This is a genomic window from Kitasatospora sp. DSM 101779 (genome assembly GCF_025655475.1).
Classification (GTDB): domain Bacteria; phylum Actinomycetota; class Actinomycetes; order Streptomycetales; family Streptomycetaceae; genus Kitasatospora.
Genome location: NZ_JAHTIK010000001.1, coordinates 3,964,873 through 3,990,477 on the forward strand (window position 1 = coordinate 3,964,873; position 25,605 = coordinate 3,990,477).

Genomic DNA, 25,605 nt, shown 5'->3' on the forward strand with positions numbered 1-25,605 from the left:
CGCTCCGTCCGCCCGTGCTCCGGCACGCCGATACTGGGCCCATGGCGAACGGGCTGAAGGACAGCGTGGTCCCGGCAGCGAAGCTCAGGGCCTGGTGGGCGCACCGGCAGTGGCTGGCGGGCAGCCCCGGGCGGGCGCACGAGGGCGCCTCCCCGGCCGAGGTGCTCGCCGCGGCCGGCTGGGCCCGTTCGGTCGGCGGTGCGGCCCCGTACCTGGGCCTGTTCGCCCGGGCCGGGCTGCGCCGGGAGGCGGTGGACGCGGCGGTGGCCGACCTGGAGGTGCACGAGCTGCCGTCCGCCCGCGGCTGCACCTACGTCCTGCCGGCGTCGGACTACGCGCTGGGCCTGGCCGCCGGGGCTGGCGTTCCGGAGAGCGAGATCGCGTCGGCGGTGAAGCACCTGGGCGTCACCCGGGACGAGATCGAGAAGCTGTGCCTGACGATCGGCCATCTCCTCTCCCCGGAGGCGCCGTTGGAGCCGGCGGCGATCCGCGAGGTGGCGGGCGGGGCCGTCCGCTCGCTCGGCGAGACGGGCCGCAAGCGCGGGGTGTCGACCACGCTGCCGCTGGCGCTCGGGCTGCTGCAGGCCCGCGGCCAGGCCCGCCGGGTGCCGGTCAACGGCCGCCTGGACCAACAGCGTTACGGCTACGTCCGGTGGGACCAGCCGGTGCGGGGCTCGGCCGCGGAACTCGCCGAGCGGTACCTGGCGTGGGCGGCGCCGGCGGCCGTCCGGCACCTGCGCTGGTTCACCGGCTTCACGGCGGCGACCGCGAAGGCCGCTCTGGCCCCGCTCGACCTGGTGACCCTGCCCGGCACCGACCTGCTGCTGCCCACCGCCCTGGCGGAGGAGTTCGAGGCCTTCGAGCCGCCCGCCGAGCCCTCGTACGCGCTGGTCGCCGGGATCGACGGCATCCACCTGCTGCACCGCGACCTCCCCCGGTTGCTGGACCCGGCCGACGCCGAGCGGACGCTGCCGGGCGGGCGGGCCGGGCGCAGCTTCGGCACCGAGGCCGACCCGCAGACCCACGTCGTGGTGGACCGCGGCCGGATCGTCGGGCTCTGGGAGTACGACCCCGGGGAGCGCGAGATCGTGCACCAGCTGTACGTGCCGATGGAACCGGCGCTGCAGGAGGCGATCGACCGCACGGAGGAGTTCGTCCGCGAGGACCTCGGGGACGCCCGCGGGTTCAGCCTGGACTCGCCGAAGAGCCGCGCCCCCAGGATCGCAGCCCTCCGCGCGGCGGCCGGCTGACCCGGGGCGACGCCCCGGAACGTCTCTTCGAAGGCACCCGGGTGCGCAGACAGGGGCGCGGGGGTACCTCCCGCTGGGATCGCATCCGTAGGCCTCGGAAGACACGCACCTACAGCGCGGTCGGGATGTACTCGAAGGAGGCCACGCCCGGCACGCCGCGGGCGAGGCCGGCGGCCAGCACGGGCGGCACGGCGGCGTGGACGCCGGGCTCCAGCGGGACGTCCGGGTAGGCGAGCCGCTCCTCGGCCGGGGTGGCGGCGAACTGCGCGTCCAGGCCCGGCCGGTTGCCGCGCGGGTCGATCCGGACCCACTCCGGCTGCCCGGGCAGCCGGTAGGCGGCGAGGCCGTGCAGCACCTCGAGCCGCTGGTAGCACAGGCCGGCCGGGATGCCCTCGGCGCGCAGCAGGGCCACCAGCAGGTGGGCCTTGCCGTGGCAGACGGCGTCGCCCGCGGCGAGCACGTCGGAGGCGCGGACGGCGGCGCTCCACCGGTCCACGTCGTAGGAGTGCGCCACCTCGTCGCGGACGTACAGGTACAGGGCGCGGGCCGTCTCCTCCTCGCTCGCCCCGCGCAGGCCGGCGGCGAGCCCGCGGATCGCGGGGTGGTGGTGGTCGATCGTCGCGTCGGCGGCCAGGTGGGCCGGGTCGTCGGCGGCGGCGAGGTCGGCGGGCTCTGCGTCGGCGGGCTGCGCGGTCATGCGGCCATCGTGCCGGGCCGGTCGGCGGGCGGACCGGGAATTCCACACTTCGGACACGGCGGGTTCGGCTACGGTCGGGCCCATGAGCGACGACGTCCTTGTGGTCACCGGCGGCGGACGCGGGATCGGTGCCGCCACCGCCCGGCTGGCCGCGGCCCGCGGCCAGCGGGTCTGCATCAACTACCTCGACGACAGCGTCTCGGCGCAGGCCGTGGTGGACGGCATCCGGGCCGCCGGCGGCACCGCGATCGCCGTCCGGGCGGACGTCAGCCGGGCCGAGGGGGCGAGGCGGCTGTTCGAGACGGTCGACGAGCGCCTCGGCACGCTGACCGGGCTGGTGAACAACGCCGGCACGCTGGAGAAGCAGTGCCGCCTCGACGAGCTGGACGAGGACCGGCTGACCCGGATCTGGGCGGCCAACATCACCGGTCCGTTCCTGTGCGCGGGCGAGGCCGTCCGCCGGATGTCCACCCGCTACGGCGGCCGCGGCGGGGCGATCGTCAACGTGTCCTCGGCCGCGTCCCGCCTCGGCTCGCCCAACGAGTACGTGGACTACGCCGCTTCCAAGGGCGCGCTGGACTCGATGACCCGCGGCCTGGCCCTGGAGGTCGCCGGCGAGGGCATCCGGGTCAACGCGGTGCGCCCGGGCCTGATCCACACCGGCATCCACGCGCTCGGCGGCGAGCCCGGCCGGGTCGACCGGGTCGCGCCGGGACTGCCGCTGGGCCGCGGCGGGCAGCCGGAGGAGGTCGCCGAGAGCATCCTCTTCCTGCTCTCGCCCGCCTCCTCCTACACCACCGGGGCCTTCCTGGACGTCGCCGGCGGGCGGTGAGCGGCGCGGCGGCACGGGTTTCGCGATCCGGCCCGGTCGGCGGGCCGGGCGGCCTACCGTTGGCCTCATGACCGAGAGCGAGTTCGACGACGCCGTCGACACCGACGCCGCTGCAACCGCCACGACCGCCACCGCCGTGACGACCGGGGCGGCCGCCGACATCCCAGCCCGCCTCGACCACCAGCGTTCCCGGCCGCACCGGGCCGTCCCGGACGTGCCGAACTTCCGGGACGCCGGGGTGGGCACCGTCCGCCCCGGGGTGCTGTTCCGGTCCGGCACCCTCGCCCTGCTCACCCCGCAGGGCGCCCGGGCACTGGAGGCGCTCGGGATCCGGGTCGTCGTCGACCTGCGGACCGCGAGCGAGCGCAGCCGCTGGCCCGACGAGCGGCACGGCCTGGACTACCTGGACCACCACCTGCCGCTGCTGCCGGACCGGTCGGAGACCGGCATCGAGTGGCCGTCCGGCTCGCTCGCGGTCTACCTGTTCATGGCCGAGACCGGCGGGGCCGCGATCGCCGGCACCGTCCGCCGACTGGCCGCACCGGACGGGCTGCCCGCGGTCGTCCACTGCGCCGTCGGCAAGGACCGCACAGGCCTGGCCGTCGCCGTGCTGCACCACCTCGCCGGGCTGTCCGAGGAGGAGATCGTCGAGGACTTCCTGCGCTCGAACGTACACCTCGGCCTGGACAAGGGCCCCGTGCCCTACCTGGACGAGAACGGCGAGGAGCAGCTCTCGCACCCGGTGGAGGCGGACAACCTGCTCGCCGCGCTCGCCCGGATGCGCGAACTGCACGGCTCGATCGAGGGCTACCTGCTCGCCCACGGTGTCACCGAGGAGGAACTGGTGCTGCTGCGGGGCAAGTTGGGCTGATCATCCGGGTCCTGCCCGGAGCTGCACCGGCTCAGTCGAGACCCGGCCGCTGCAACTCCTCCCAGACGAAGGCCGCGGCCATCAGGGCGGCGATCGCCCCGAGTTGGGCGAGCGCCGACCGCCCGGTGCCGAGCGGGACGGTCGCCGCGACCAGGGCGGCCGCGACCAGCCGGGGCAGCAGCGGGTGCAGCCCGAAGGTGCGGCGGATCCCGGCGTTGGCGACCAGGAAGAGCGCCGGACCGGCGGCCAGCACGGCGGCCCGGGCGGCGGGCAGTGCCGCCGTCGGGTGTGCGACAGCCGACTCGGCGCCGGCCGCGAAGAGGATCACCGCGAGCAGCAGCGCGTAGTGGCCGAGGTTGTGGACGCGGATCGCCACCCGGTTGCGCCGGGCGTCGTCCAGCTCCGCCATCGCGGCGACCGTCCGCTCGTCGTCGTCATGGCCGAAGTAGGCCCACCAGAGGCCGACGCAGACCGCGAGCGCGCAGACCGCCGCGCTCACCGGCCCCGTCGTGAGCTCCTGGTGGCCCGCGGCGCCGACGCCCAGGGCGACCACCGACTCGCCGAAGGCCACGATCACCACCAGCCCGTGCCGCTCCACGAAGTGGTCCGCCCGCAGGTGGAACTGCGGCAGGTCGACCAGGTACGGGTTGGCGATCTGCAGCGCCAGCGAGGCCGTCCACAGGGCGAGTTGGGCGGAGCCCTGCAGGTAGCCGCCGACCACCACCAGGGCCGCGATGGCCAGGTTCAGCCCGCCCATCCGCAGTACCGGCCCGCGGGCCACCCCGGCCGAGGCGAACATCCCGGTGTGCACGGCGATCACCAGCAGGTAGGCCCAGCCGAACGCGGCCCCGCTGCCGTCGAACGCGTGCGGCACGGCGAGCGAGACCACCAGGAACCCCGTCATGCCCAGCAGCAGGAAGGCCCGGCGCGGGTGGGTGGACGGGGGCAGCGCATTGGTGAGCCAGATGAACGCGTCGTACATCCACCAGATCACCGCCAGCATCACCAGCACCCGCACCAGCCCGCCGGGGGTCAGGTGGTGCACCAGACTGGCGGTCAGCTGGGTGACGGTGAAGACGAAGACGAGGTCGAAGAAGAGCTCCAGCGGGCCGACCCGCAGTTCGGCCTCGCCCTCGACGGCGGTGGTCCCGGTGGCAGTGGTCACGGGCGCGAGTATGGATCAACTCGGCGGCCCGCGGGCGGGATTTCGGCGGCCGGAACCGGCCCGCCGGGCCGGGCGCCCCCGCCCGGGGACGCCCGGCCCGGCGGGTTATGGTCGAAGGACGGACCCAGGAGCGAGGAGTACGGCAATGGCGGGTGTCCCGAGCACGGCGGTGGCGGCGGCCGGTCTGATCGGCGGGTACGGCACCGCGCGGTGGAGCGGGCGCCGGGAGCTCGGCGGGGCGGTGCTCGCCGCAGCCGGGGCCACCGCGGCGGTCCAGTGGCACCGCCAGGCCGGCCCGGCCACCGCCGCGGCGCTGACCGCGCTGTACCTGGCGGCGTTCGGCGGCTCGCACCCGCTGGCGAAGAAGATCGGCGCGTGGCCCTCCGTCCTCGCCGTGACCGGAGTGGTCGCCGCCGCCTCGGCGCTGGCCACCCGCCGCGGCGACTGACCCCACCGGCCTCGGGCGGCTGCCGGTCCGCGCCTTCCAAGACCCCGGCGCCCCCACCCGACCCGGACGTGACCGGCCCCGCCGCTCAGAGCGCTCAAACGACTCAGACGCTCAGACCGCTCGGACCGCCGGGAAGCGCGCCTCGAAGGCCGCCCGGTTCGCCGACACCGGCGAGCGGTCCCAGACCGCGAAGACCACCCGGTCGAAGGCGGCACCGTGGGTCGCCAGAGCGGCGGCGAAGGCGTCCGCCACCACCGCCGGGTCGTTGCGGAACACCCCGCAGCCCCAGGCCCCCAGCACCAGCTCGCGGACGCCGTGCCGGGCCGCCGCGGAGAGCACCCGGACGGCCCGCTCGGCGAGCACGCCGGCCACGTCCACCGGACGGCCGCCGGAGCGCAGTGCCAACTGGCCCGCGTTGGGCGCGGGCGAGGTCAGGAAGGACAGCGCGTAGGGCTCCGCGAGGAGCCCGCCCGGCCCGCGGATCACCGGAACGCGGGGCGACCAGATCACCCGGTGGCTGTACCGCAGGTCGGCGGAGGCCCGGTGCGCCTCGTAGTAGTCCGGGGCCTCCAGCAGGCACCGGTAGAGCAGCGCGCTGCGGCAGAGGTCCTCCTCCTGGGCCTTGGCGCCGCGCAGGTAGCCGCCGCCCGGGTTGCGTGCCGAGGCGAAGTTCAGCACCGCGACGTGCTCGCCGCCCGCCGCCACCAGCCGCGCGCCGGCCTCGACACTGCCCTCGGCCGTGACCTCGACCTCTCCCGTGTACGGCCCGGCCCCGGGGCCGGGCGGCTCGTCCGGCCCGTACGAGACCGTCCCCGCCCTCGCCGCGGCCAGGACCGGCCCGATCTCCACCACCGCACCGCCCCGCGTCCGGTAGTTCCCCCGCTCGGCGATCTCCTCGTTCTCGACCGCCACCTGGTGCATTCGACTCATGGCGGTGACGCTACGCGCCACCCCCGGCCGTCCGCCACCGATTATTCTCATTCCGAGAACAACACCGGGCCGGATCCGCCTGGGAACGCGGACGGGCCCGCCCCACCGAAGTGGAGCGGGCCCGTACCGAGGACGTCGGGGCGTCAGTTCTTCCAGCGCGGCTTGCGGTCGTCGCGGTTGAAGCCGCCGCGCTCGCCACGGTCACGGTCGCCGAACGAACGGCCACCGCGGTCGTCACGGCCGAAGCCCTGCGGACGGCCGCCGGAGCGGTGGTCGTCGCGGCGGGCGAACGGACGGCTGCTGCCGCCGCGGTCACGGTCACCGAAGGACGGACGGTCACCGAAGGAGCGCGCCGGACGGTCGCCGAACGAACGGCCGCCGCGGTCGTCACGGTTGAAGCCACCGCGGTCGTCGCGGTTGAAGCCGCCGCGCTCGCCACGGTCACGGTCGCCGAACGAACGGCCACCGCGGTCGTCGCGGTTGAACGGACGGCCACCACGGTCGTCACGGTTGAAGCCGCCGCGCTCGCCACGGTCACGGTCGCCGAACGAACGGCCACCGCGGTCGTCGCGGTTGAACGAACGGCCACCACGGTCGTCACGGTTGAAGCCGCCGCGCTCGCCACGGTCACGGTCGCCGAACGAACGGCCACCGCGGTCGTCGCGGTTGAACGAACGGCCACCACGGTCGTCACGGTCGCGGCTGAAGGAGGGGCGCTCGCGGTCGCGGTCCCGGGTGAACGCCGGACGCTCGCTGCGGGCCTCGCGGTACGACGGCGCACGCTCGGCCTCGACCGGAGCGGCCGGGGCCTCGGCGGCGGGCGCCTCGACGACGGTCGTGCCCTCGGCGGTCTCGCCGTTCTCGGCCGCGGGCTCGTCCTCGATGCCCAGCGCGGCACGCTCGCGCGCCGCACGGGTGGCGAGGCGGTCCGCCTCCTCGCGCAGCTCGGTCGCACGGCGCTGCGCGCGCTCCAGCTGGCGGGTCATGTCGGCGACCTCGCGCTCGGCGGCACCGGCGATGCCGGCGGCCGACTCGGCCTGCACCTCGACGAGCGAGCGGGCGCCGGTGATCTTGGCGACCTCGGCGTCGAAGGCGTGGTCGAGGATGTGGCGCGAGGCCTCGACACCGGCGTCCTCCATCAGGCGGAAGACGGTGCGGCGCTGGTGCGGCAGCACCAGGGTGACGACGGTGCCGGAGCGGCCGGCACGGGCGGTGCGGCCCGAGCGGTGCAGGTAGTCCTTGTGGTCGCCGGCCGGGTCGACGTTGAGCACCAGGTCGATGCCGTCGACGTGGATGCCGCGGGCGGCGACGTCGGTGGCGACGACCACGTTGACGTAGCCGTCCTTGAAGTCGCCGAGCACGCGGGTCCGGGCGCCCTGGGTCATGCCGCCGTGCAGCGCGTCCGCCTTCACGCCGGCCTCGACCAGCTGCTCGGCGACGCGGTCGGCACCCATCTGGGTGCGGACGAAGATGATGGTGCGGCCCTTGCGGGCGGCGATCGCGTTGGTGATCGGCGCCTTGTCCTTGGGCTTCACCACGAGGATGTGGTGGGTCATGGTGGTGACCGCGCCGGCGGACGGGTCGACCTCGTGGGTGACCGGGTTGTTCAGGTAGCGCTTGACCAGGGTGTCGATCTCGTTCTCCAGGGTGGCGGAGAACAGCAGGCGCTGGCCGCCGGCCGGCACCAGGTCGAGGATCTCGGTGACCTCGGGCAGAAAGCCCATGTCGGCCATCTGGTCGGCCTCGTCGAGGACGGCGACCTGCACGTCGTCCATCACGGCCGAACCGCGGTTGATCAGGTCGCGCAGGCGGCCCGGGGTGGCGACGAGGACGTCGACGCCGCGCTCCAGGGCGTAGATCTGGTTGGACATCGAGGTGCCGCCGCAGACCACCTTGAGGCGCAGGCCGAGCACCGAGCCGAACGGCTCCAGGGCGTCGGCGACCTGCATGGCCAGCTCGCGGGTCGGCACCAGGATCAGGCCGCGCGGGTGCTTGGCGCGGGTGCGCTCGCCGTCGGCGAGGCGGGTCAGCAGCGGCAGGCCGAAGCTCAGGGTCTTGCCGGAGCCGGTGCGGCCGCGGCCGAGCACGTCCTTGCCGGCCAGCGCGTCCGGGATGGTGGCGGCCTGGATCGGGAACGGCGTGGTGACACCGCGCTTGGCGAGGGCGCGGACGACGTCGTCCGGCAGGCCCAGGTCGCCGAAGGTCACGGTGGGCTCGGAGTCCACGGCGTCGGTGTCGGTGTCCGCCTCGGCGGGCTCGAGGGCGTCGAGCAGCTCGGCGGTGTCGGTGGTGTCGGCGGCGTCGAGACCGTTCGCGGGCATGGCGAAGCGGGCGTCGTCAACGAGAGACATGCAAAACCTTCCGGAAGTGGCACGCGCCAAAGTCCGGGGTTCTGTTTCACAACCGCCTCTATGCGGTCAGCCACGGATCGCCGGAACGCGCCAAGGGCGCCGTTTCAAGAGGAATGGGGGCGCCAGTCAAATGGATCAAACGAACGATCTACCACCATAGACGAGCCTGGGGATCAGAGGCAAACGTGCTGGCCAGCCCGCTAATGATCGACCGATCCCCCGCCGGAACCCGAGGAACCGGGGAGGCTGGGCAGCGGACCGGAGTCGGAGGGCGTGGGCTGCCCGGTTCCGGTCGGTTCCGGGGCGGTGGTGGCCGAGGGGGTGCTGCCGGTGGGGCCGGCGGTCGGGTGCGGCTCGGGCGTCTCCACACTCCGGTTGGCCGGCACCGACGCCGACGGGGCGGGCGTCGGCCCGGCCGGGGCCGAGCTCTCCTGCCGACTGCTCGCGGCAGCCGAACCGGACGGCTTCGCCCCCGGCCGCGTGGCCGCCGCGGGCAGCACCCCGCCGTGTCCGGCGTGCTTGCCGCCCGCCGCCTGCGCCCCGGGCGCCCCGGAGTCACCCGACAGGTCGCCCTGGCCGGCGCTCCGGCCGCTGCCCTGCAACTCGGCCGACCCCGCCCCCACCGCCATGCACCCGCTGAGCCCCAGCCCCGCCAGTGCCGCCAGTGCGGCACCTGCCACCGCACGCCGCCGCCTCGACCCGCCCGGCCGCATCGCGGCCCTCACCCCAGCCATCTCCCGAGCCACCTCTCGCACCGCCCACCCGGGCCCACTGCCCTCCGGTGCCCAACGCGCGGCGAGGCCCGGCGGACACGGCCGGCACCGCCGATCGGGCCGGCAGCCCTCCGTTCGGGCCGTGGCGGGCCGTCACGGGCCGCCCGCGTCGGGGCCGCCCGGGCGTCAGCCCCAGAACGCGTGCGCCAGCGCCGTCCCCGCGTACGCCGCGCCGAGGCCCGCGAGCAGGCTGCCCGCGACGTTGGCCAGCGCCATGAACCGGGCGCCGCTCTGCGCCAGCCGGAGCGTCTCGTACGAGAACGTGGAATAGGTCGTCAGCGCCCCGCACAGGCCGGTGCCGATCAGCAGTTGGAGGTCGAGGGAGGCCGCGCCGCGCGCCGCCGCGCCGGTCAGCAGTCCGAGCACCAGACAGCCGCAGACGTTCACGGTGAAGGTGCCCCATGGGAACACCGAGTCGTGCCGCGCCTGCACCGCCCGATCGGTCAGGTAGCGCAGCGGGGCGCCGACCATCGCACCGGCGATCACCAGCAGCCAGGTCACCGGTCCGCCTCCCGCTCGGCGCCGCCCGCCGTCCCGCCGCCCGCCGACTCCCCGTCCGCCGACTCCCCGTCCGGCGCGTCGACGCCGGGTGCCTCCGCGGGGCCGAAGCGGACGACCTCGCACTCCTCCAGCAGCACCGGGCCGAGCCCGGAGAGGTCCTCCAGGCGGGGCAGGAAGGCCCTGATCCGCTCGGCGGTGTCCACCGCCACGACCGCCACCGGCAGGTCCTCGCCGAGCGAGAGCAACCGGGCGGTGTGGATCACCGAGGAGGCGCCGAATCCCTCGATGCCGCGGAAGACGCTCGCCCCGGCCAGGCCGGCGGCGTGCGCGCGGTGCACCACCTCGGTGTACAGCGGGCGGGAGCGGTACATCCGGCTCTCACCGACCAGCACGGTCAGGCGCAGGGCCGTACCCCTGAGTCGGCTCATCCCGTCCTCCTGCGGTCCCGGTGGTCGGTGCGGTGGTCGGTGCGGTGGTCGGTGCGGCCCGGTCGGCCGCTGCGGCCGGTGGTCATCCGACCCGCCGGCCGAGCAGGCGACGGGTCAGGCCGGCCGCGATCCAGACCGAGGTCAGGGCGGCCAGCACCGTGGCCGCCAGGTAGGCCAGGCCTCGGGCGGGCGCACCGTGGTCGACCAGGCGCTGGACCTCGACGGTGGCAGTGGAGAAGGTCGTGAAGCCGCCCAGCACACCGGTGCCGAAGAACGGCCGGAGCAGCGGGTGCGGCGCCCACACCTCGGTGACCAGCACCAGGAAGACCCCGATCACCGCGCACCCGACGGTGTTGACCAGCAGCGTCGTCCACGGGAAGGCGTCGGGGCCGGTCGGCCAGGCGAGGGCCGCACCGTAGCGGGCGGAGGCCCCCAACGCGCCCCCGAGCGCCACCACGGCGATAGTCGGCCCCTGGCCGCGCAGCACCGGCGGACGGCCGCCGGCGGCCGTCCGCGGCGGCGCCGCGACCCCGCTTGTCCGGTCCGAGCGCACACTCCAGTGAATCACCCGCGTGGATCACCTGGCACACCGTCACCGCACACCCGACAATGAGGCGGTGGAGATGACCCGGGACGAGTTCGAGACGCTGGTCGCCGATGCCCTCGACCAGATCCCCCCGAAGCTCGCGGCGATGATGGACAACGTCGCGATCTTCGTCGAGGACGAACCCGATCCGGCCTCCCCCGACCTCCTCGGCCTGTACGAGGGCACCCCGCTCACCGAGCGGGGCGAGTGGTACGCCGGGGTGCTGCCCGACCGGATCATCATCTACATGGGCCCGACCCTGCGGTACTGCGAGACGCACGAGCAGATCACCGACGAGGTCCGGACGACGGTGATCCACGAGGTCGCCCACCACTTCGGCTTCGACGACCACGAGCTCCACGAGCTGGGCTGGTCGTGACCCGCGGAGCGCGACACCCGGCAGAGCGACCGGAAACCGTTTTGGTGTTCCCGCCCGGCATCCCATATGCTTCTCGACGTCCCCGAACGCTGGATAACAGCCGGGGGGCCGCAAGCCCTCATCGTCTAGTGGCCCAGGACGCCGCCCTTTCAAGGCGGTAGCACGGGTTCGAATCCCGTTGGGGGCACGCGTTACCGTAGTACAGTGCAGTGCCGCAAGGCCTGAGCGGATTTTCCGCACCAGGTCCCGTGGAGCAGTTGGTTAGCTCGCCACCCTGTCAAGGTGGAGGTCGCGGGTTCAAGTCCCGTCGGGATCGCTCGTCTCGCAAGAGACGGTGAAGTACGGCCAGGTAGCTCAGTTGGTACGAGCGTCCGCCTGAAAAGCGGAAGGTCGCCGGTTCGACCCCGGCCCTGGCCACAAGCGCCTGAAAAGGCAAAACGGCCCCGGAGAGATCACTCTCCGGGGCCGTTTTCATGCCTGGTGCACCAACCCGTATGCCAACCGATCAGGCGAGCCGGTCGCTCAGCGAGCCGAGGGCCTTCCGCTGCTCGTCCAGCGAGGCGTGGGCGTAGACCTTCATGGTCACCCCGATGTCACTGTGGCCGGCGATCTGCCGCACGATGTGCGGCGGCACCCCGAGGTCCAGCAGCAGGGTCACGCAGGTGTGCCGGAGGTCGTGGAACCGAAGGGTGAGGCCGAGCCGGTCCCGGAGCGGGTACCAGCTCCGTCGGAGGTTGTCCGGCTCGATCGCCGTGCCGACCCGGCTGGTGAACACCAGGCCGCTCTCCATCCACCGCTCACCGGCCGCCACCCGCTCCTGGGCCTGGCGCTCCCGGTGGGCCTCCAGGGCCTCCGTGACGAGTGGCGGGAGCGGCAGCGTGCGGAGCGAGGACGTCGTCTTGGTCGGGCCGAGCTGCAGGGCGCCGTCCACCCGCTGGAGGTTGCTGGACACGATCAGCGTGCCGCGGTCGAGGTCCACGGCCGCCCAGTGCAGGCCCAGCAGCTCTCCGCGGCGCATCCCCATGGCCAGAGCCAGGACGTAGAGCGCGTGCAGCCGGTCCGCGCCGGCCGCCTTCAGGAGGAGGCGCGCCTGCGGCACCGTGAGCCCCCTGCCGGTGCCGTACTCCGGCGTGGGCACCTGCACCAGCTTGGCGACGTTCCGCAGGATCAGCTCCTCCCTCACAGCGTTCTCCAGGGCGTTCCGGAGGACAGCGTGGATCGACTGCACCATGCGACGGGACAGCCGCGAGTCGCAGCACTCCCCTGCCGCGCAGCACTCCGGCGTGCGGCGGGCCGCGTCCCACCCGTTCTTGCAGCACTGGCACGTCAAGGCGACCCGGGCGAGCCAGGTCCGCACCTCGGCGGCCTTGAGGGTCCGGAGCTTCTTGTTGCCGAGCCCGGGGGTCAGGTGGACCCGCACGACGCTCTCGTACCCCTGGTAGGTCTTGGGGCGCCGGTTGACCTTCACGACCGCGCCCAGCCAGTAGGTCAGGTACTCGGCCATCTTCACGTTCGTGTCGGGGACCGGGATGCCCTGGTGGTCCTGCGCCTGAAGGGCCGTGAGCTTCTCGCGGGCCTCGTCGCGGGTCTTGCCGTAGACCGAGACCCGCTTGCGCAGGCCAGAGGTCGTCGTCACGTAGGCCCGGGCCAGGTACAGGTCCCGGCCCTTGACCTTGGTGATGCTGCCGTCGCCGTTGGCGCGCTTGGGCATCAGGCGTTCTCCTCCATCTTCGTGCGGATGTATGCGGCGAGGGCGTCGGCCGGGATCCGCCGGCTGCGGCCCTCGGTGAAGGTGGCGAGCTTCTTGGCACGGATGAGGTCGTAGCCCTTGCTGCGGCTCATCCGGAGTGCGGCCATGACCTCGGGGACGGTGAGGGCGACCGGGATGACGGTGCTCATGTGCGGGCTCCTGTTCATCGGCGGGTGGGCGTGCAGGTGGCGTGCTTTGTGGCGCCGAGGTCGGCGAGGACGCGGTCGAGGGGCTGGGTGCACACGGTGCAGCGGGGGTGCAGTCCAGAGATCGGCTGCATTGCAGTGTCCGCACCGTCCCGAGCGTCCGCGTCAGGGTTCCGGTGCTGGTCTGGGGCCTGGAGTCCGGTGGACGCTCTGGCGGCAGGAGCGTCCGCACCGCTGTTCGTAGCGTCCGCAGTCGGCGGGTGCGGACGCTACGATGGCGCCGTGCGGACGCTTGCGGGCTGGGCATGGTCCGCGAGAGTGAGCAGGTCAACGGCTGTGCCGGACACTGTTCCCGCCACGGACGCCGTTTTGCAGCCGTTCTCTGCTGTGAGGCTGATCAGCCGGGTGCGCTTGCGATCCCGGGAACGCTGGGTGTCGTCGTACTCGATCCCGATGGAACGCAGCACGGGCGCGAGGCGCTTGAGCTGGCCGCCGAGGCGGGTGGCGTCCTTGGGCCACTTCGGATGGAGCCGTCCGGCGGCGGCAGCAGCTCCAAGAGCTGGCCGGCGGTGCCGGTCCAGGTGCCGCACGCCTCGGTGAACTCGGCGACGGCGGAGCCAAACGGGTCGCCCTCCAGGGCGTCCGCGTTCACGTTGGCGGAGGCCGCGGTGTAGGCGTCGAGGGTGTGCCAGCCCTTGACCCGGTCGACCGCGGCGAGCACGCGGGCGAAGTCGGCCATCCGCGGCATCCGCTCCAGCCGGACGGAGGGGAGTTCGGCGAGGACGGCGGCGAGCAGGTCCAGCAGGGCCGCGACAATCGCCGGCCGGGCCTGGTCGAACGCGCTGTCCAGCTCTTCCTCGGTGCGGCGCTTGTCCTCGCCGATGAGCTGCAGGTCGAGCACCAGCAGCCGCTCCGCGAGGTCGCCGGCCAGCGCGCCGGCGTCGTCGTCGGTGTACAGGGCCCGGTCGACGATGCCGTCGCCAGTGACGGCCTTGCACAGAGTGTCGGACAGCCAGGGCTGGATGGCGGAGACGTTGTCCAGGCATAGCGCCCAGGAGTTGAACGCCTGCGTCGCCCACGCCTTCACATCCCGAGGCTGCGACCGCTTCGTCGCCGGGGACGGGTCGATCAAGTTGACGACCATGGACGCGGTCTTGGACTTGCCGGTGCCCTGCTCGCCCTTGAAGGTGAGCACCGGGTGCGGGATGTGCGGCAGCCACGCGGCAACCAGCCACGCCACCAAAGCTCCGAGTCCACGCCCAACGCCAGCTCCGCGAACTCCTCGGAGCCCATGGCGCGTTGGCCTGCAACAATCAACTTCACGGGTCTACCTCTTCCAGGAGAGTCGACAGGCCCGCAGGGGTCGCCGCGCTCCGGCCAAGGAACGCGCGGCGGCCCCGACTTGGGCCTGAACTAGTCAGGTGCCTCGGCCCGCTCAACCCGGGCCCGCGACCTGAGTCGACCAGAGGCCAATCAGGGCGCGTTTGTGCAGCTCAGAGCAGCCCAAAGAGGACCCTCCGTGTCGCTCCGGCTTCTCTCCGTTGCGACACTCGCAACATAGCAACCTGCCTAGGCAGGTCAAGAGTGTTGGGTTTCTCATCAGTGTTGGGCATCTCGCCTACCATGGATACATGAGCCTTGACCCGGATGACCCGCGCCCGCCGTACCAGCAGGTCAGCAGCTCTCTGCGCGCCTCAATCCTCACCAAGAAGCCAGGCTTCGAGACCGGCGACAAACTCCCATCCGGCCCGGAGCTGGCGAAGCGCTTCGGCGTGGCGCGCGGCACCGTTGACAAGGCGCTCGACCTGCTCCGCACCGAGGGCCTGATCGTGACCCGGCAGGGCAGCGGCTCCTTCGTGCGGGAGCGCACGTCCCGCCCGGTGGGTCTCCGCCCGCACCTGGAAGCCGCCTTTGAACAGCCCCAAGTGACGCTCGACTTCGCCGGCTTCTCCAGCGAGACGCTGCACAACGCCCTACAGGAACCGCTCGACAAGATCCGATCCGGCCGCCTCGCCCCGGAGTCGATCGCGGTCCGGCTGTTGCTGCCGGACACCACGGAGCCGATGGCCGTACCCGTCCTGGTCGACAGCCTCAAGGACGAACCCGCGCTCCGCGAGCGCGCCCGGAACATCGCGCTGACCAACGCCGGCGGCATCGCACACTCGGTCGAAGTCCTCGCCGAACTCGGACTGGTCCAGTCGGCCACCGTCCAGGTCAAGGTCCACCGAGCGTCCAGCCTGTTCAAGCTCTACATCCTGAACCGCTCAGAAGCGTTCTTCGGCTTCTACCCACTCCGCGAGCGCACGGTCCCAATCAACGGCGACAGCCACACGTTCTACGACGTGACCGGCAAGGACACGACCCTGTTCCACCACGCCGCCGGCCCCGACGACGCTTCGCTCGGCTCCCAGTACGTCCAACAAGCCCAGGCATGGTTCGACAGCGTCTGGACCACCATCGCCTATGAGCGCCAGCCGTGACCGCCGCCTCCCCGTCGCTCGCCGAGCTACTCCGCCCGGTGAAGCACGTCCTGCTCGACTTCGATGGCCCGGTCTGCTCGGTCTTCGCAGGCTTGCCTGCCCCGGAAGTCGCCCGCCGCCTCCGTGAAAGCCTGCTCGCCACCGGCGAGCAGGTCCCTGCCAGCGGCGAGACTGAGACCGACCCGCTGGCCCTGTTCCGGTTGGTCGCCGATACCCGGCCCGATCTCGCTGCAGCGACGGACCAGAAGCTGACCATCCTTGAAACCGAAGCCGTGCTAATCGGTCGACCGAACGCCGGCGGCGAGGCAGTCTTGCGTGCGTGCGCCGAGACGGGCCGCGCCCTCTCTATCGTCAGTAACAACTCAGGCCCGGCCATCGAGGCGTACATCTCCAGTCGGGGACTGAGCACCTACGTGTCCGGCGTCTTCGGTCGCGCTCCGGGCGACCCGTCCTCCATGAAGCCGAGTCCACGCCTCCTTCTGGATGCCATGAAAGCCACAGCCAGCAAACCCGCCGAGTGTGTCTTCATCGGCGATGCCGCCCGCGATGTGGAGGCTGGCCATGCTGCCGGGGTCTCAACCATTGGCTACGCCAACAAGCCAGGAAAGGATGCCCGGCTAGCTACCGCCGGTGCGGCTGCCGTGGTGGACTCCATGCACGTCATCGCCAAAGCACTTAGCTAAGGCAGCAGGTACAACATTCTTCACTTCATCAAGGGGCGCTTCGCTCGCACCAGTGCTGCTCCCATCTTCGCCCCGCTCCGGCGGAGGCCCGCTCCGCGCCGTAAGACGGGGCGCGGGCGGGCCTGTCGGCAACTGGGATGGGAGGAACTGGTCAAAACCGATGTCGAAGGCGAGGCGGCACATGGCCGAGCAGCCGCCTCCCGAAGGTTCTACCGGTCGGTTGCATCCTCATTCAGACGGGCCCGATTCGTCGGACTCGTCCGGCTCTTCCAGGTTCCCCAGCGTCCGCCATGCGAGGTCAGCGAGGGTATCACCCGAGGACGTGACCCAGCGGGCCGTGCCCTGGTTAGCCGTGGGCCGGTCTGCCCACTCGGCGAGTTTCCACATATGGGTGATCAGGCCCGACGGTGAGTACTGCTGGCCATCCGCGGTCCAAACGACCGGCTTCGTCCGGTGGTTAGTCCACGTGGCTCGAGAGCGCCGCGGATCCCCTGCGAGCCAGCCCTTGAGGGCCTCGGCCTCAAGCGGGTAGGCCGTGCTGAGCGTGAGGGGCTCGCCTTCATTCAGGATCCGCTTGTCGACGAGGACCTGCACGGCGTTGGGGCGGCGGCGCTTGCGTGTGGGCCGGGCGCGCCGGTACGCGTCCGCGGCGGAACCGTTCTTGCCCTGCACCATAGCCTCGATGACCCGCTCAGTGACCTCGCGGCAGCGGTCGGCGTCCGAGCACACGGCCCGGATCTGCGGGCGCCGCTCGGAGAGCTCGTCGATGACCTGGATAGTAACGGGCAGCAGCCGCTGGACGATTTCCTTAGTCTGCACCTTGGCCTCCTCGGCCCAGGTCAGCTTGGTGTCGGGCTCGTCAATCCCCTCGGTATCGAGAAGCCGGAACACCAGATGGGCGAGTAGGTAAGTGCCGTGTTCCGTCAGCGCGGCTGCCCGGCCTTCGTAGCGCTTGCGGAGGTCGAGGAGACAGCGTCGCACCTCACGCAACACCTGGACAGCGTTCCACAGTAGGTAAACGCCCGGCCTCGGGCGGAACAGCACGTCGTAGACTCCCTGCGATCCGCGCTCCCACAGCGGGTCGAGTGTGAGCGCGATCCGGGCTGCGTACTGACTGTCAGCATGGGCGCAGGCCAAGGCGACGGCCGCGTCGACGACGGTGCAGCCGGACTCCTCGGGAAGCTCGACCTCGCTGCGCTGCACCCCATACTCCAGGCCGAGTTCCGCCCGCATCTCGTCCAGAATATCGCCCTGGATCGGATCGAGGGCGACAAAGTCTCGTTCGCCAACACTGTTTTGCCGATTGGTGGCGCGCGTGGTATCGCTAGCGAACTCCTTGGCCGCGTGTGTGACGATGATCCGTACACTGATCTTGGCCTCGGCGGTCGCGTCCTCCTTCTCCAGTGCTTCTGCAACGGCGCGCACGGTCTGGGCACCGTTCACCACACTGGCGTTGTGTAGAGTCAGCATCAGGGGCTTCTGCTGGGGAGCACGCGCCGACCGTTCAACCTTCTCCACACGGTCGCAGAGCACAGTGATGCCGTTGTTGTAGTACCAGAAGTTGGCTGGCTCCTCAGTGAGGGTGGCGATCAAGGAGTTATTGATAGGCGTTCTGCCCAGGGGCTTACGAATGTTCAGATTGAACAGATTCGTCCCATGCTTCGCCCAATCGGCAACCTGTTCGGCGTCGACGACTCCCTGATAAGACTCGTACAGCGCGTCAGAACCCATGCCGAACCAGGGGAACAGCTCCGCGGTCAGGACCACAGGCTCGGGCACCTGGTCAGCTCGTACGGACGCCCACACCTCAGGAGCCAGGATGATCCGGTTGTCCAGTACCGGGCCATACCGGTTGAACTCATCCTCCCCGTTCTTGATCGCCTGTATGAAGCCTTCGCCGGGCATGTCGGGTCGCATCATCACCACAACCTGGGTGACGGGAACGGTCCCCTGGTCCATGACCGACTTGGCATACTCGGCCAGCCTCCGGCCGCGCGGATTGAACGGGGCGAAGTTCTCCTCATCGATGAGCCGGAAGCCTGCGAGGAGTTCGAACACTGCCTGCCGGTCTCCCTTGGCCTTACCTTCGGGGCTCCACTTGCTCTGGACGAGATAGACGTGAGGCTTGGCCCCCTCAACCACGGCGATCGCGTCGATACCCTGATCAAGGTCTCCGTCAATGACGGTGGCGGCGGCCTCCCCGGGGCTGAAACCAGTAACGATCCGCACCGCTTGGGCGGCTAGCGCTCTGGAGGTGCGGCGATTCTCGAAGTCCTCCCCTGTGTACTTCGCAGCGAGGTCGCTAGTGTCCAGAAGATTGGCGTAAACCTTCCGGAGCGCTTTGCCCACCTGCCGTACTTGGGTATTCGAGTCAGGCTTCCCGCCCTTGGGCTGTTGCACGTTCACGCTTCGGCTTCCTCCCCTTGGTAGAGCCGATTGGCTCCACATTCTTGCTGACCCCGAATCGTGCCGCCGAACGGTGCTCAGGGCTCCAAGCTGTCGAGACCCAACCGTAGTAGCGCCAGAGCCCTATCGACCTCCGAGTCAGCTCGAAAGCAGGCCCGTAGACGACGTTGAGGCCGGCATGCAGTGGCCCCGGACGTCGCGTTCACATATACGAGCCCACGCCCAGGGAACGCTCCTCGGCCAGCGCCCTTAGTCGCCCCAGAGGTGATCACCATCCGAGGCTAGCCCGATGAGCGCTCGCCGTCAGCCTTGAACACCAAGAAGCACCTGTGCTGGCCATCCAGGCCTACGATGTCCACGCCCAGTCCTCCGGGACCCTCGCCACAGACCAGTTCAGCTTCGCTGGGCCGTGCGAGATGGGCCAACGTCGCCCATCTACGACAATCGCCGACCACCCATTTCTTCAGTCTGCCAGCAGCTCGTGGCTATCGTGAGGTCTGGCGCTCGCAATCCTGGCATCGCCCATCACGGCTGATCCCCCACGGACGAGCATGCAGGGCGAGTCCTGCAACACCCTTACCGCAAGCGGTACGCCGCCGACCGCTGTCCCAGGCGTGGGTGATCTCCGCTCTTGCCAGTCTGGGGTTCTCCACGACGACTTCGGTGGCAGCTGTCCACTCTGGTGCTTCACTCATGCCCAGAAGTCTAAGTTGCTTCTGCCGGAGTTGAGTTGGTTGCCAACTACCTTGCGGCCCCAGGTTGCCAAGTGCCTGACTGCGCTACAACAGACCCGCACTTGAGCGGACGGCCACAGACGCTCGGGGGCTGTGTGCAGGTCAACAGGTATCTGTCCCCAGGTCGGATGAGTGCCAGGGTTGCTTCAGACGAAACGGATGGAGCCTCACTTTTTAGCGTTGGCGTATGCCACCCCGTACGCCAACAACCACGGACGCTCGCGGGCGCCGGCAGAGTCGGTCAGCCCCGACACGCCGTGGCAGGTGAACCCTCACCGGTCCGGGACCACCTCGGAGGACGCCTGAAAAGCGGAAGGTCGCCGGTTCGACCCCGGCCCTGGCCACAGCCGAAGTCCCCGCAGCGAAGATCGCTGCGGGGACTTCTTCGTGTTCCCGGGCACGGGCGGCGCGGGCGGGCCCGCGCCCCCCGCCGGCGGCGGTCACGCCGGGCCGGGGCCCTGTTCGACGGGGAGGTCGCCTGGGCGGCCCCACTCGCTCCAGGAGCCGTCGTACACGGCGAGGTCCCGGTAGCCGGCCAGTTCGGCACCGAGGGCCAGGACGCAGGCGGTCACTCCGGAGCCGCAGCTGACCACCAGCCGCTCGCGCCCGTCGGCGACGGCGGCGAACCGGGCCTTCAGCTCGTCGGCGGGCCGCATCCGGCCGTCCGCCTGGAGGTCGAGGTAGGGCAGGTTCACGGCGCCGGGGATGTGGCCGCGGCGCAGCCCGGGTCGGGGTTCCTCCACCCGGCCGGTGTAGCGGTCCCGGCTGCGGGCGTCGAGGACGGCGGTGGCCCCGTCGGCGAGGGCGGCGTCCACGGCCCGGCGGTCCACCAGGAGCCCGGCGCGGGGCCGAGCGGTGAAGTTCCCGGGCGCGGCGGGCGCCTCCTCGGCGCCGGCGGCGCCGGCGAGGGGCAGCCCGGCGGCCTCCCAGACCGGCAGGCCGCCGTCCAGCACGGCCGCCCGGTCGAAGCCCATCGCCCGCAGCATCCACCAGGCACGGGCGCTGGAGTAGATGCCGGCGTTGTCGTACGCCACGACGACGCTGTCGTCGTCCACACCGAGGGCCCGCAGCTCGCGCTCGAACTGCTCGGGGCCGGGCATGGTGTGCGGCAGCGGGTCCGCCGGGTCGGAGAGCGCCCCGTCGATGTCGAAGGTCCGCGCCCCCGGAATCGGCCGCCGGATCCCGCGGTACACCCCGACACTCGCGTCGAGCACCACCAGCCCGGGCCGGCCCAGGTGCTCCGCCAGCCAGTCGGCCGACACCAGCGGTCCGGGAGGGGACAGCAGACTCATCGCACGCACCTTCCGCTCGGCCACCCGCACACACCGTTCACGGGCGTCCGACGCACAGTAGTACAGGCTCGAACACCCCCGAGCGGCATCGGTGACAACCAGTCAGCTGTCGGGGGAGCGGATCTCGCCCGTCAGCGAACCGATGGATGCCAACGCTGCCGCGTGCAGCGCTCGGGCCCGATCGAGCAGCTGGCCGCGCAGCTGCTCGCGATAGGTGCCCCGGGTCTTCAGAGCGTGGCAGTTGGGACACAGCGCGATCATGAACTCCGGCCGGTCCGGGCCGCCGCGGGCCAGGTCCTTGACGTGGTCGACCTCCAGCAGGGGTGCCCCGGCATCGGTGAGCTCCGTCGGATGACCGAGGCAGGTGGGGTTCTCGCACCGGCCGCCGCTCCGCAGCAGCACGGCGTCCCGAGCAGCCGCGGACCGCAGGACCCGTTCGATGGTCGACTGTCGCGACCGCTGCCCCTGGCGGCGCTTCTCGGTGGTCTCAGCAGCCATGCAAAGGTGCCGGTACTTCTCGGCCGGAGTCTTGGACCCGCCCATGACCTCGGTCGGGATCACGTCCCCGGTGTCGTCGTGCAGCTCAGCGCCCTCCGCCGCCAGCACCTCGAGAATCTCGTGGGGCCAGTGGTCCTTCAGCGGGGACGGGACGGGTGCCAGGACCCAGACGAATTCGCGGCGCCACTGGTCGTCGTTGCCGCGCCCCCAACGGAGGCGTCGCTGAGCGATCACCACCCAGCTCTCGAAGGTGAACTCACCGCCGTACGGCTTGTGCCAGAAGCGCAGCGGCCGCTGCTGCTCCTGGTGGATCGCCATGGACTTGTTGCCGCGGACCAGCGCCTGGTCCCCGCGCTGTCCGTCACCGACGTACGCGATCCAGTCGGTGCCGGCGATGCGCCCGTCCCGGTAGGGGCCCTTGTCGTCCGAGAAGGCGTTGAGCATGCCGTCGTGCAGCTTGCCGATCCCGGCGATGCGCTGGCCGCCGTGCACCTCGGACAGGGCGAACCGACCGGTGAAACGGTCGCCGACCCGCGGCTGCAGCCACTCCGCTACCCGGCCCATCAGCAGGTCGTCCAGGCCCAGTGCCTCCACCAGCCCCTTGGGGACGGGGTTGAAGAACCTGACCAGGAGGGTGGCGGCCAGCTCCGCGGCGAACGCCCGGTCGGCGGCCAGCAGCTCATGGACGTCCTCCAGCAGCCCGGCCCGGGGGTCGATCCCGTCCAGCGCCGACCGCTTGGGGCGGCGGTCGCGGCTGGTCAGTTCGAGCGAATCGGCGTCCTCGATCTCCCACAGCTCGGACTTCTGCAGGGACCAGAAGGGGTAGACGACGGCCTCACGCGGGTCCGCCACACCGCCGAACCGCGTCAGCAGAGCGCCGGCCGCGGGTTGGATGCGGGACCACGGCTGGAGTCGTGGGCGCCGCTGCACGGCCTGCGCGAGGGCCCACAGCAGCAACAGCGGTCGGTGGGGCGCCCGCGAGCCGTCGCGCTCGGCCGGTGCCAGTTCGCCGACCCGCTGACGCACGACAGTCGCAGTGATCACCGACAACACCCCTCCGAGTACGGCAGTTGTGCGTCCATTCCATCACCGCGCACCGACAGCGATCCGCGCGGTGCTGCGCTAGAGGGGCCCGCCGTGGTCGGGGCCGGGCGCCGTTGCCCACCCCCGTGGGGCAGCGGCGCGCCGGAGCGTGTGGGCCGGGGGGTGCGGCCGGTCGGCCTCGCGCGGGGCGGGCCGGTGCGGTCGATCCTGCTCAATGCATGACTGGCTGTCAACTATCGTGGATCGCCCCCGGAGGGGCTCCCGGAATCCGGCACGGCTCACGCACCGGAACGGCACTTCTTCCTCAACGATCGTGCAAGAGGGGACGGTCGGGGGATTCTGGCGAAGCGTCAGATCGTTCTATGATCCGCGCATGTCCACCGAATCTGCGCGACCGGAGGGCTCCGCCGGGCCGTCCGGGGAGGGTGCCGGTCCCACCACGGGCTCCCCCGACTTCGCGGCCCGCTTCCGGCGCCTGATCAAGGTGATCTACCCGAAGGACCTCGGCCGTCCCTGGCGGGACACGGAGATCGCCCTCGGCACCGGCCTCAGCGGGACGTACATCGGGAACCTGCGCAAGGGCACCCAGAAGCCGAGCCTGGAGAACGCGGTGAAGATCGCCAAGTTCTTCGGTGTGCCCCTGGACTACTTCAGCGACTCCGCGACCGCGCAGGCCGTCGAGCGCGACCTGCAGCGGATCGAGACGCTCCGCGACGCCCGGGTGGAGCGGATCGCCATGCGGGCGGCCGGTCTTCCGCCGGAGATGCAGGACGCCGCCCTCACGGTCGTGGAACAGTTGCGCAGGGCGGTCGGACTGCCCGACGACGGTGGCCCGGCGGCGGAGTGACGTGACCGGGCAGCAGGAGACGCCGCTGGGCCACTGGCGGCTTCCCGAAGGGGAGCACGTGCGAGGTGTGGGACGTACCCGCCGCCGGATGCGGGCCGTGGCCAGGCAGCTGGGGCTGCCTCCGCTGAGCACGGTGGAGGAGCTGTGCACGGCGGTCGCCGAGCGGACCGGCCGTCCGGTCCGGCTGGCACCGCGCCGGATGCGGGTGGGGGAGCCGTCCGGCTTCGTCGAGCGGCTGCCCGACGAGGACGTCGTCCACTTCGAGCAGGAGACCTCGGGTCTGCACCAGGCCCACATCGTCTGCCACGAGCTCGCCCACCTGCTCTGCGGGCACCTGCCGGAGGCCGCCCCGCCGGACGCGGAGACCGCCGCGGTGGAGCTGTCCACCATCGACCCGGACGTCCTGCGGCTGGTTCTCGGCCGCTCGCACTACGACGACGCGGCGGAGGAGGAGGCCGAGGTGCTCGGCGCCGAACTGCTGCGGATCCTGGTGCTGGCTCCGGGCGCCGGGACGACCTCGCAGCTGGCACCCGCCCTGGAGCACCGCAAGGGCCAGCATGTCTGAGCACCTGGCGGCCCCCGCGGTGTCGGAGGCGCCGTTCAATGCCGTCTACCTGGCGATCGGCGCAGCGGCCTGGACGGTCGCCGCGCTCAAGCTCCGGGCCTGGCGGCGCGATCCCTCGCCCGGCCTGCTGGTGGTGGCGCTGGCGATCGCCTCTCCGGCGAGTTCCTTCCTGATGGCCTCGCCCCTCCTCTACCGGGCGATCGACCGGGCCGCGCACACCGGCAACCTGGCCACCCTGCTGGTGTACCTGGGCATCACCGGCTTCTCCGCGGCCACCGTGGTGCTGGCCATGATCTGGACCCCGCCGGGCGAACGGGACGGCGACCGGATCTGGGACGTCTCCTCGGCCGGCACCCGGCGGCGGATCCGGGCCAGGCTGAGCCTGTTCGCGGTGCTGGCCGCCCTGATGGCGGTGCTGTTCGCCGCCGGCCGGGCGAGCACCCCGGAGACCCCGCTCACCTTCGACACCACCTTCGCGACGGTGCCCGCCATCGCCTGTTTCCTCGCGCTGTACCAGGGCGCCTTCGCCTTCGCACTGATCGACATCGCCCGGGTCTGCCGGGGCCACGCCGCCCGGCTGCCGGCCGGCTGGCTGCGCCGCGGCATCCGGCTGATCGCCCTCGGCTCGGTCACGGCCTGCGGCTACGTGCTCTGCAAGATCGTCGCGATCGGGGCGGCGGCCGCCGGGATCGGCGGCACGGAGTGGCTGAGCACCGCCGCCGGGCCGGCCTTCGCCGCCGCCGGCGCCCTGCTGATCACCGCGGGCTTCGCCGGCCCGGCGGGCGCCAACTGGGCCCGGCGCCGGCGCGACTACCGGGCGCTGCGCCCGCTGTGGGACCTCGTCTACCGCGCCGACCGCCGCCTCGCCCTGGAGGCCCCGCCCGCCCGCTGGACGGAGCGCCTCGCCCTGCGCGACCTCGAGTGGCGCACCACGCGGCGCGGCCTGGAGATCCGGGACGGCCAGCTCACCCTGCGGCCCTGGGTGGACCCGGCGGTGGTCGCCAGCAGTGCCCGGATCGCCGAGCGGGCCGGACTGGCCGATCCCGAGCGGTCCGCCCTGGTGGTCGCCGCCGCGCTGCGCTCCGCCGTCGCCGCGCTGGCCGCCGGACGGCAGCCGCGGCCCCGCGAGGCGCAGGCCGTGCTGCCCGGCCTCGACGCGGACCCGGCCGAGGAGCGGGCGCATCTCGTCCGGGTGTCCCGCGGCCTCGACGGCCCGCTGACCGCCGAGGCACTCGCCGCCGCGGGAACGCCGTGAGCGGCGCGCGGCCGCCCGGCGGCGCCCGTGACCCGTACGCGCGGCTGGTGCTGGAGGTGATGCCGGAGGAGTCCCGGGTCGGGCTGACCCTGGGCTTCGTCCGGACCTTCGGCATACCGGAGATCGCCGCGGTGCTGCACGGCACGGGCCGGGTGACCGGGCAGCCGAAGAGCCGGGCCAAGGCGACCGGAGCGGCGATGTTCACCCTGATCGGGCACGGCCCGGACAGTCCCGAGGGCCGCAGGGTCGTGGACGGGCTGCGCCGGGTCCACGACCGCCCCGGCATCACGCCCGAGCTGATGCACTACGTGCTGGCCTGCTTCACCGTCTGCCCGCTGCGGTTCATGGACGAGCACGGCCCGCGGCGGCCGACTCCCCCGGAACGGGACTCCGCGTACGCCTTCCACCGGGAACTCGCCGAGGCGCTCGGCCTGCCCGAGCCGCCCGGCGGCGACCTCGCGGGCACCGAGGCATGGATGCGCGGGGTCGAGGGCCGCCGCTTCGCGCCCACCCCGCAGGCCCGGGAGCTGTGGGCGTCGGCCCGCGGCCTGCTCGCCTCCCGCCTCCCCGGCCCGCTGGCCCCGCTCACCCCGGTCCTGGCCGCCGCCCTGCTGGACGAGCCCCTGCGCACCTCGCTCGGCGCACCCCGGCCGCCCGCCCTCGTCCGGGCCGCGGTCACCACCGCGCTGCGCCT

At 72.2% G+C, this 25,605-nt stretch carries 24 protein-coding genes and 3 tRNA genes; 14 read left to right on the plus strand and 13 right to left on the minus strand.

Annotation, left to right across the window (positions count from 1 at the left end; genetic code table 11):
* The first annotated feature begins 41 nt into the window (after positions 1-41).
* The gene (locus KSNIM_RS17970) at positions 42-1,250 is read left to right on the plus strand and encodes a winged helix DNA-binding domain-containing protein (protein ID WP_263104222.1); all 1,209 of its coding nucleotides are present in this window, start codon (positions 42-44) and stop codon (positions 1,248-1,250) included.
* A gap of 109 nt (positions 1,251-1,359) precedes the next feature.
* On the opposite strand, the gene KSNIM_RS17975 is transcribed toward KSNIM_RS17970, so the two are convergent.
* A complete protein-coding gene (locus KSNIM_RS17975) occupies positions 1,360-1,947 on the minus strand; it encodes a transglutaminase-like domain-containing protein (RefSeq protein ID WP_263104223.1) in 588 nt (195 codons plus the stop codon).
* Positions 1,948-2,029: 82 nt separating this feature from the next.
* On the opposite strand from KSNIM_RS17975, the gene KSNIM_RS17980 reads away from it, so the two are divergent.
* Both KSNIM_RS17980 and KSNIM_RS17985 read left to right on the plus strand, forming a co-directional pair.
* Positions 2,030-2,779: an SDR family oxidoreductase gene (locus KSNIM_RS17980; protein ID WP_263104224.1), complete on the plus strand. Its 750-nt coding sequence runs from the start codon at positions 2,030-2,032 to the stop codon at positions 2,777-2,779.
* 67 nt (positions 2,780-2,846) lie between these two features.
* Complete coding sequence (locus KSNIM_RS17985) at positions 2,847-3,650, plus strand: tyrosine-protein phosphatase (RefSeq protein ID WP_263104225.1); 804 nt, start codon at positions 2,847-2,849, stop codon at positions 3,648-3,650.
* A 31-nt stretch (positions 3,651-3,681) separates the two neighbouring features.
* Here KSNIM_RS17985 and KSNIM_RS17990 read toward each other — a convergent pair whose 3' ends face one another.
* Complete coding sequence (locus KSNIM_RS17990) at positions 3,682-4,815, minus strand: low temperature requirement protein A (RefSeq protein WP_263104226.1); 1,134 nt, start codon at positions 4,813-4,815, stop codon at positions 3,682-3,684.
* Between the two features lie 145 nt (positions 4,816-4,960).
* Here KSNIM_RS17990 and KSNIM_RS17995 point away from each other — a divergent pair, with 145 nt between their 5' ends.
* Positions 4,961-5,263 carry a hypothetical protein gene (locus KSNIM_RS17995; RefSeq protein WP_263104227.1) on the plus strand — a complete coding sequence of 101 codons (303 nt, stop codon included), beginning with the start codon at positions 4,961-4,963 and terminating at the stop codon, positions 5,261-5,263.
* A 111-nt stretch (positions 5,264-5,374) separates the two neighbouring features.
* On the opposite strand, the gene KSNIM_RS18000 is transcribed toward KSNIM_RS17995, so the two are convergent.
* The 5 genes from KSNIM_RS18000 to KSNIM_RS18020 form a co-directional block, all read right to left on the minus strand.
* A complete protein-coding gene (locus KSNIM_RS18000) occupies positions 5,375-6,193 on the minus strand; it encodes a TIGR02452 family protein (RefSeq protein ID WP_263104228.1) in 819 nt (272 codons plus the stop codon).
* Positions 6,194-6,336: 143 nt separating this feature from the next.
* Entirely contained in the window at positions 6,337-8,544 is a 2,208-nt protein-coding gene (locus tag KSNIM_RS18005) for a DEAD/DEAH box helicase (protein ID WP_263104229.1), read from the minus strand.
* A gap of 899 nt (positions 8,545-9,443) precedes the next feature.
* Entirely contained in the window at positions 9,444-9,818 is a 375-nt protein-coding gene (gene crcB / locus KSNIM_RS18010; protein WP_263104230.1) for a fluoride efflux transporter CrcB, read from the minus strand.
* The gene (locus KSNIM_RS18015; RefSeq protein WP_263104231.1) at positions 9,815-10,246 is read right to left on the minus strand and encodes a DUF190 domain-containing protein; all 432 of its coding nucleotides are present in this window, start codon (positions 10,244-10,246) and stop codon (positions 9,815-9,817) included. The genes crcB and KSNIM_RS18015 overlap by 4 nt, the downstream gene beginning before the upstream one ends.
* An 82-nt stretch (positions 10,247-10,328) precedes the next feature.
* Complete coding sequence (locus tag KSNIM_RS18020) at positions 10,329-10,733, minus strand: fluoride efflux transporter FluC (RefSeq protein ID WP_263108007.1); 405 nt, start codon at positions 10,731-10,733, stop codon at positions 10,329-10,331.
* Positions 10,734-10,869: 136 nt separating this feature from the next.
* On the opposite strand from KSNIM_RS18020, the gene KSNIM_RS18025 reads away from it, so the two are divergent.
* The 4 genes from KSNIM_RS18025 (at position 10,870) to KSNIM_RS18040 (ending at position 11,628) form a co-directional block, all read left to right on the plus strand.
* The gene (locus KSNIM_RS18025; RefSeq protein WP_030271311.1) at positions 10,870-11,211 is read left to right on the plus strand and encodes a metallopeptidase family protein; all 342 of its coding nucleotides are present in this window, start codon (positions 10,870-10,872) and stop codon (positions 11,209-11,211) included.
* A gap of 114 nt (positions 11,212-11,325) precedes the next feature.
* Positions 11,326-11,398, plus strand: a tRNA-Glu gene (locus KSNIM_RS18030).
* A 55-nt stretch (positions 11,399-11,453) separates the two neighbouring features.
* Positions 11,454-11,527, plus strand: a tRNA-Asp gene (locus tag KSNIM_RS18035).
* Between the two features lie 27 nt (positions 11,528-11,554).
* Positions 11,555-11,628, plus strand: a tRNA-Phe gene (locus KSNIM_RS18040).
* Between the two features lie 88 nt (positions 11,629-11,716).
* Here KSNIM_RS18040 and xerC read toward each other — a convergent pair.
* The 3 genes from xerC to KSNIM_RS18055 all read right to left on the minus strand — a co-directional run bounded on the left by xerC (position 11,717) and on the right by KSNIM_RS18055 (position 14,347).
* Positions 11,717-12,922 carry a tyrosine recombinase XerC gene (xerC, locus tag KSNIM_RS18045; RefSeq protein WP_263104232.1) on the minus strand — a complete coding sequence of 402 codons (1,206 nt, stop codon included), beginning with the start codon at positions 12,920-12,922 and terminating at the stop codon, positions 11,717-11,719.
* The gene (locus KSNIM_RS18050; protein WP_263104233.1) at positions 12,922-13,110 is read right to left on the minus strand and encodes a helix-turn-helix domain-containing protein; all 189 of its coding nucleotides are present in this window, start codon (positions 13,108-13,110) and stop codon (positions 12,922-12,924) included. The genes xerC and KSNIM_RS18050 overlap by 1 nt, the downstream gene beginning before the upstream one ends.
* A 394-nt stretch (positions 13,111-13,504) precedes the next feature.
* Positions 13,505-14,347: a hypothetical protein gene (locus KSNIM_RS18055; protein WP_263104234.1), complete on the minus strand. Its 843-nt coding sequence runs from the start codon at positions 14,345-14,347 to the stop codon at positions 13,505-13,507.
* 391 nt (positions 14,348-14,738) lie between these two features.
* On the opposite strand from KSNIM_RS18055, the gene KSNIM_RS18060 reads away from it, so the two are divergent.
* Both KSNIM_RS18060 and KSNIM_RS18065 read left to right on the plus strand, forming a co-directional pair.
* Positions 14,739-15,587, plus strand: a complete 849-nt coding sequence (locus KSNIM_RS18060; RefSeq protein ID WP_263104235.1) for a GntR family transcriptional regulator — start codon at positions 14,739-14,741, stop codon at positions 15,585-15,587.
* On the plus strand, positions 15,584-16,270 hold the full coding sequence (locus tag KSNIM_RS18065; RefSeq protein WP_263104236.1) for an HAD family hydrolase: 687 nt from the start codon (positions 15,584-15,586) through the stop codon (positions 16,268-16,270). Before KSNIM_RS18060 ends, KSNIM_RS18065 begins: the two co-directional genes overlap by 4 nt.
* A 228-nt stretch (positions 16,271-16,498) precedes the next feature.
* Here KSNIM_RS18065 and KSNIM_RS18070 read toward each other — a convergent pair whose 3' ends face one another.
* From KSNIM_RS18070 to KSNIM_RS18080, 3 genes are all read right to left on the minus strand, one after another.
* Positions 16,499-18,676: an AIPR family protein gene (locus tag KSNIM_RS18070; RefSeq protein WP_263104237.1), complete on the minus strand. Its 2,178-nt coding sequence runs from the start codon at positions 18,674-18,676 to the stop codon at positions 16,499-16,501.
* A gap of 1,174 nt (positions 18,677-19,850) precedes the next feature.
* The gene (locus KSNIM_RS18075; RefSeq protein WP_263104238.1) at positions 19,851-20,702 is read right to left on the minus strand and encodes a sulfurtransferase; all 852 of its coding nucleotides are present in this window, start codon (positions 20,700-20,702) and stop codon (positions 19,851-19,853) included.
* A 102-nt stretch (positions 20,703-20,804) separates the two neighbouring features.
* Positions 20,805-22,244, minus strand: a complete 1,440-nt coding sequence (locus tag KSNIM_RS18080) for an HNH endonuclease (RefSeq protein WP_263104239.1) — start codon at positions 22,242-22,244, stop codon at positions 20,805-20,807.
* A gap of 373 nt (positions 22,245-22,617) precedes the next feature.
* On the opposite strand from KSNIM_RS18080, the gene KSNIM_RS18085 reads away from it, so the two are divergent.
* The 4 genes from KSNIM_RS18085 to KSNIM_RS18100 all read left to right on the plus strand — a co-directional run.
* Positions 22,618-23,091, plus strand: coding sequence for a helix-turn-helix domain-containing protein (locus tag KSNIM_RS18085; RefSeq protein WP_263104240.1), 474 nt, complete (start codon positions 22,618-22,620; stop codon positions 23,089-23,091).
* Between the two features lie 97 nt (positions 23,092-23,188).
* Entirely contained in the window at positions 23,189-23,656 is a 468-nt protein-coding gene (locus KSNIM_RS18090) for a hypothetical protein (protein WP_263104241.1), read from the plus strand.
* A complete protein-coding gene (locus KSNIM_RS18095) occupies positions 23,649-24,911 on the plus strand; it encodes an MAB_1171c family putative transporter (RefSeq protein WP_263104242.1) in 1,263 nt (420 codons plus the stop codon). The genes KSNIM_RS18090 and KSNIM_RS18095 overlap by 8 nt, the downstream gene beginning before the upstream one ends.
* Positions 24,908-25,605: oxygenase MpaB family protein (locus tag KSNIM_RS18100; protein WP_263104243.1), on the plus strand; the 698-nt coding region annotated here is incomplete at its 3' end. The genes KSNIM_RS18095 and KSNIM_RS18100, both read left to right, overlap by 4 nt.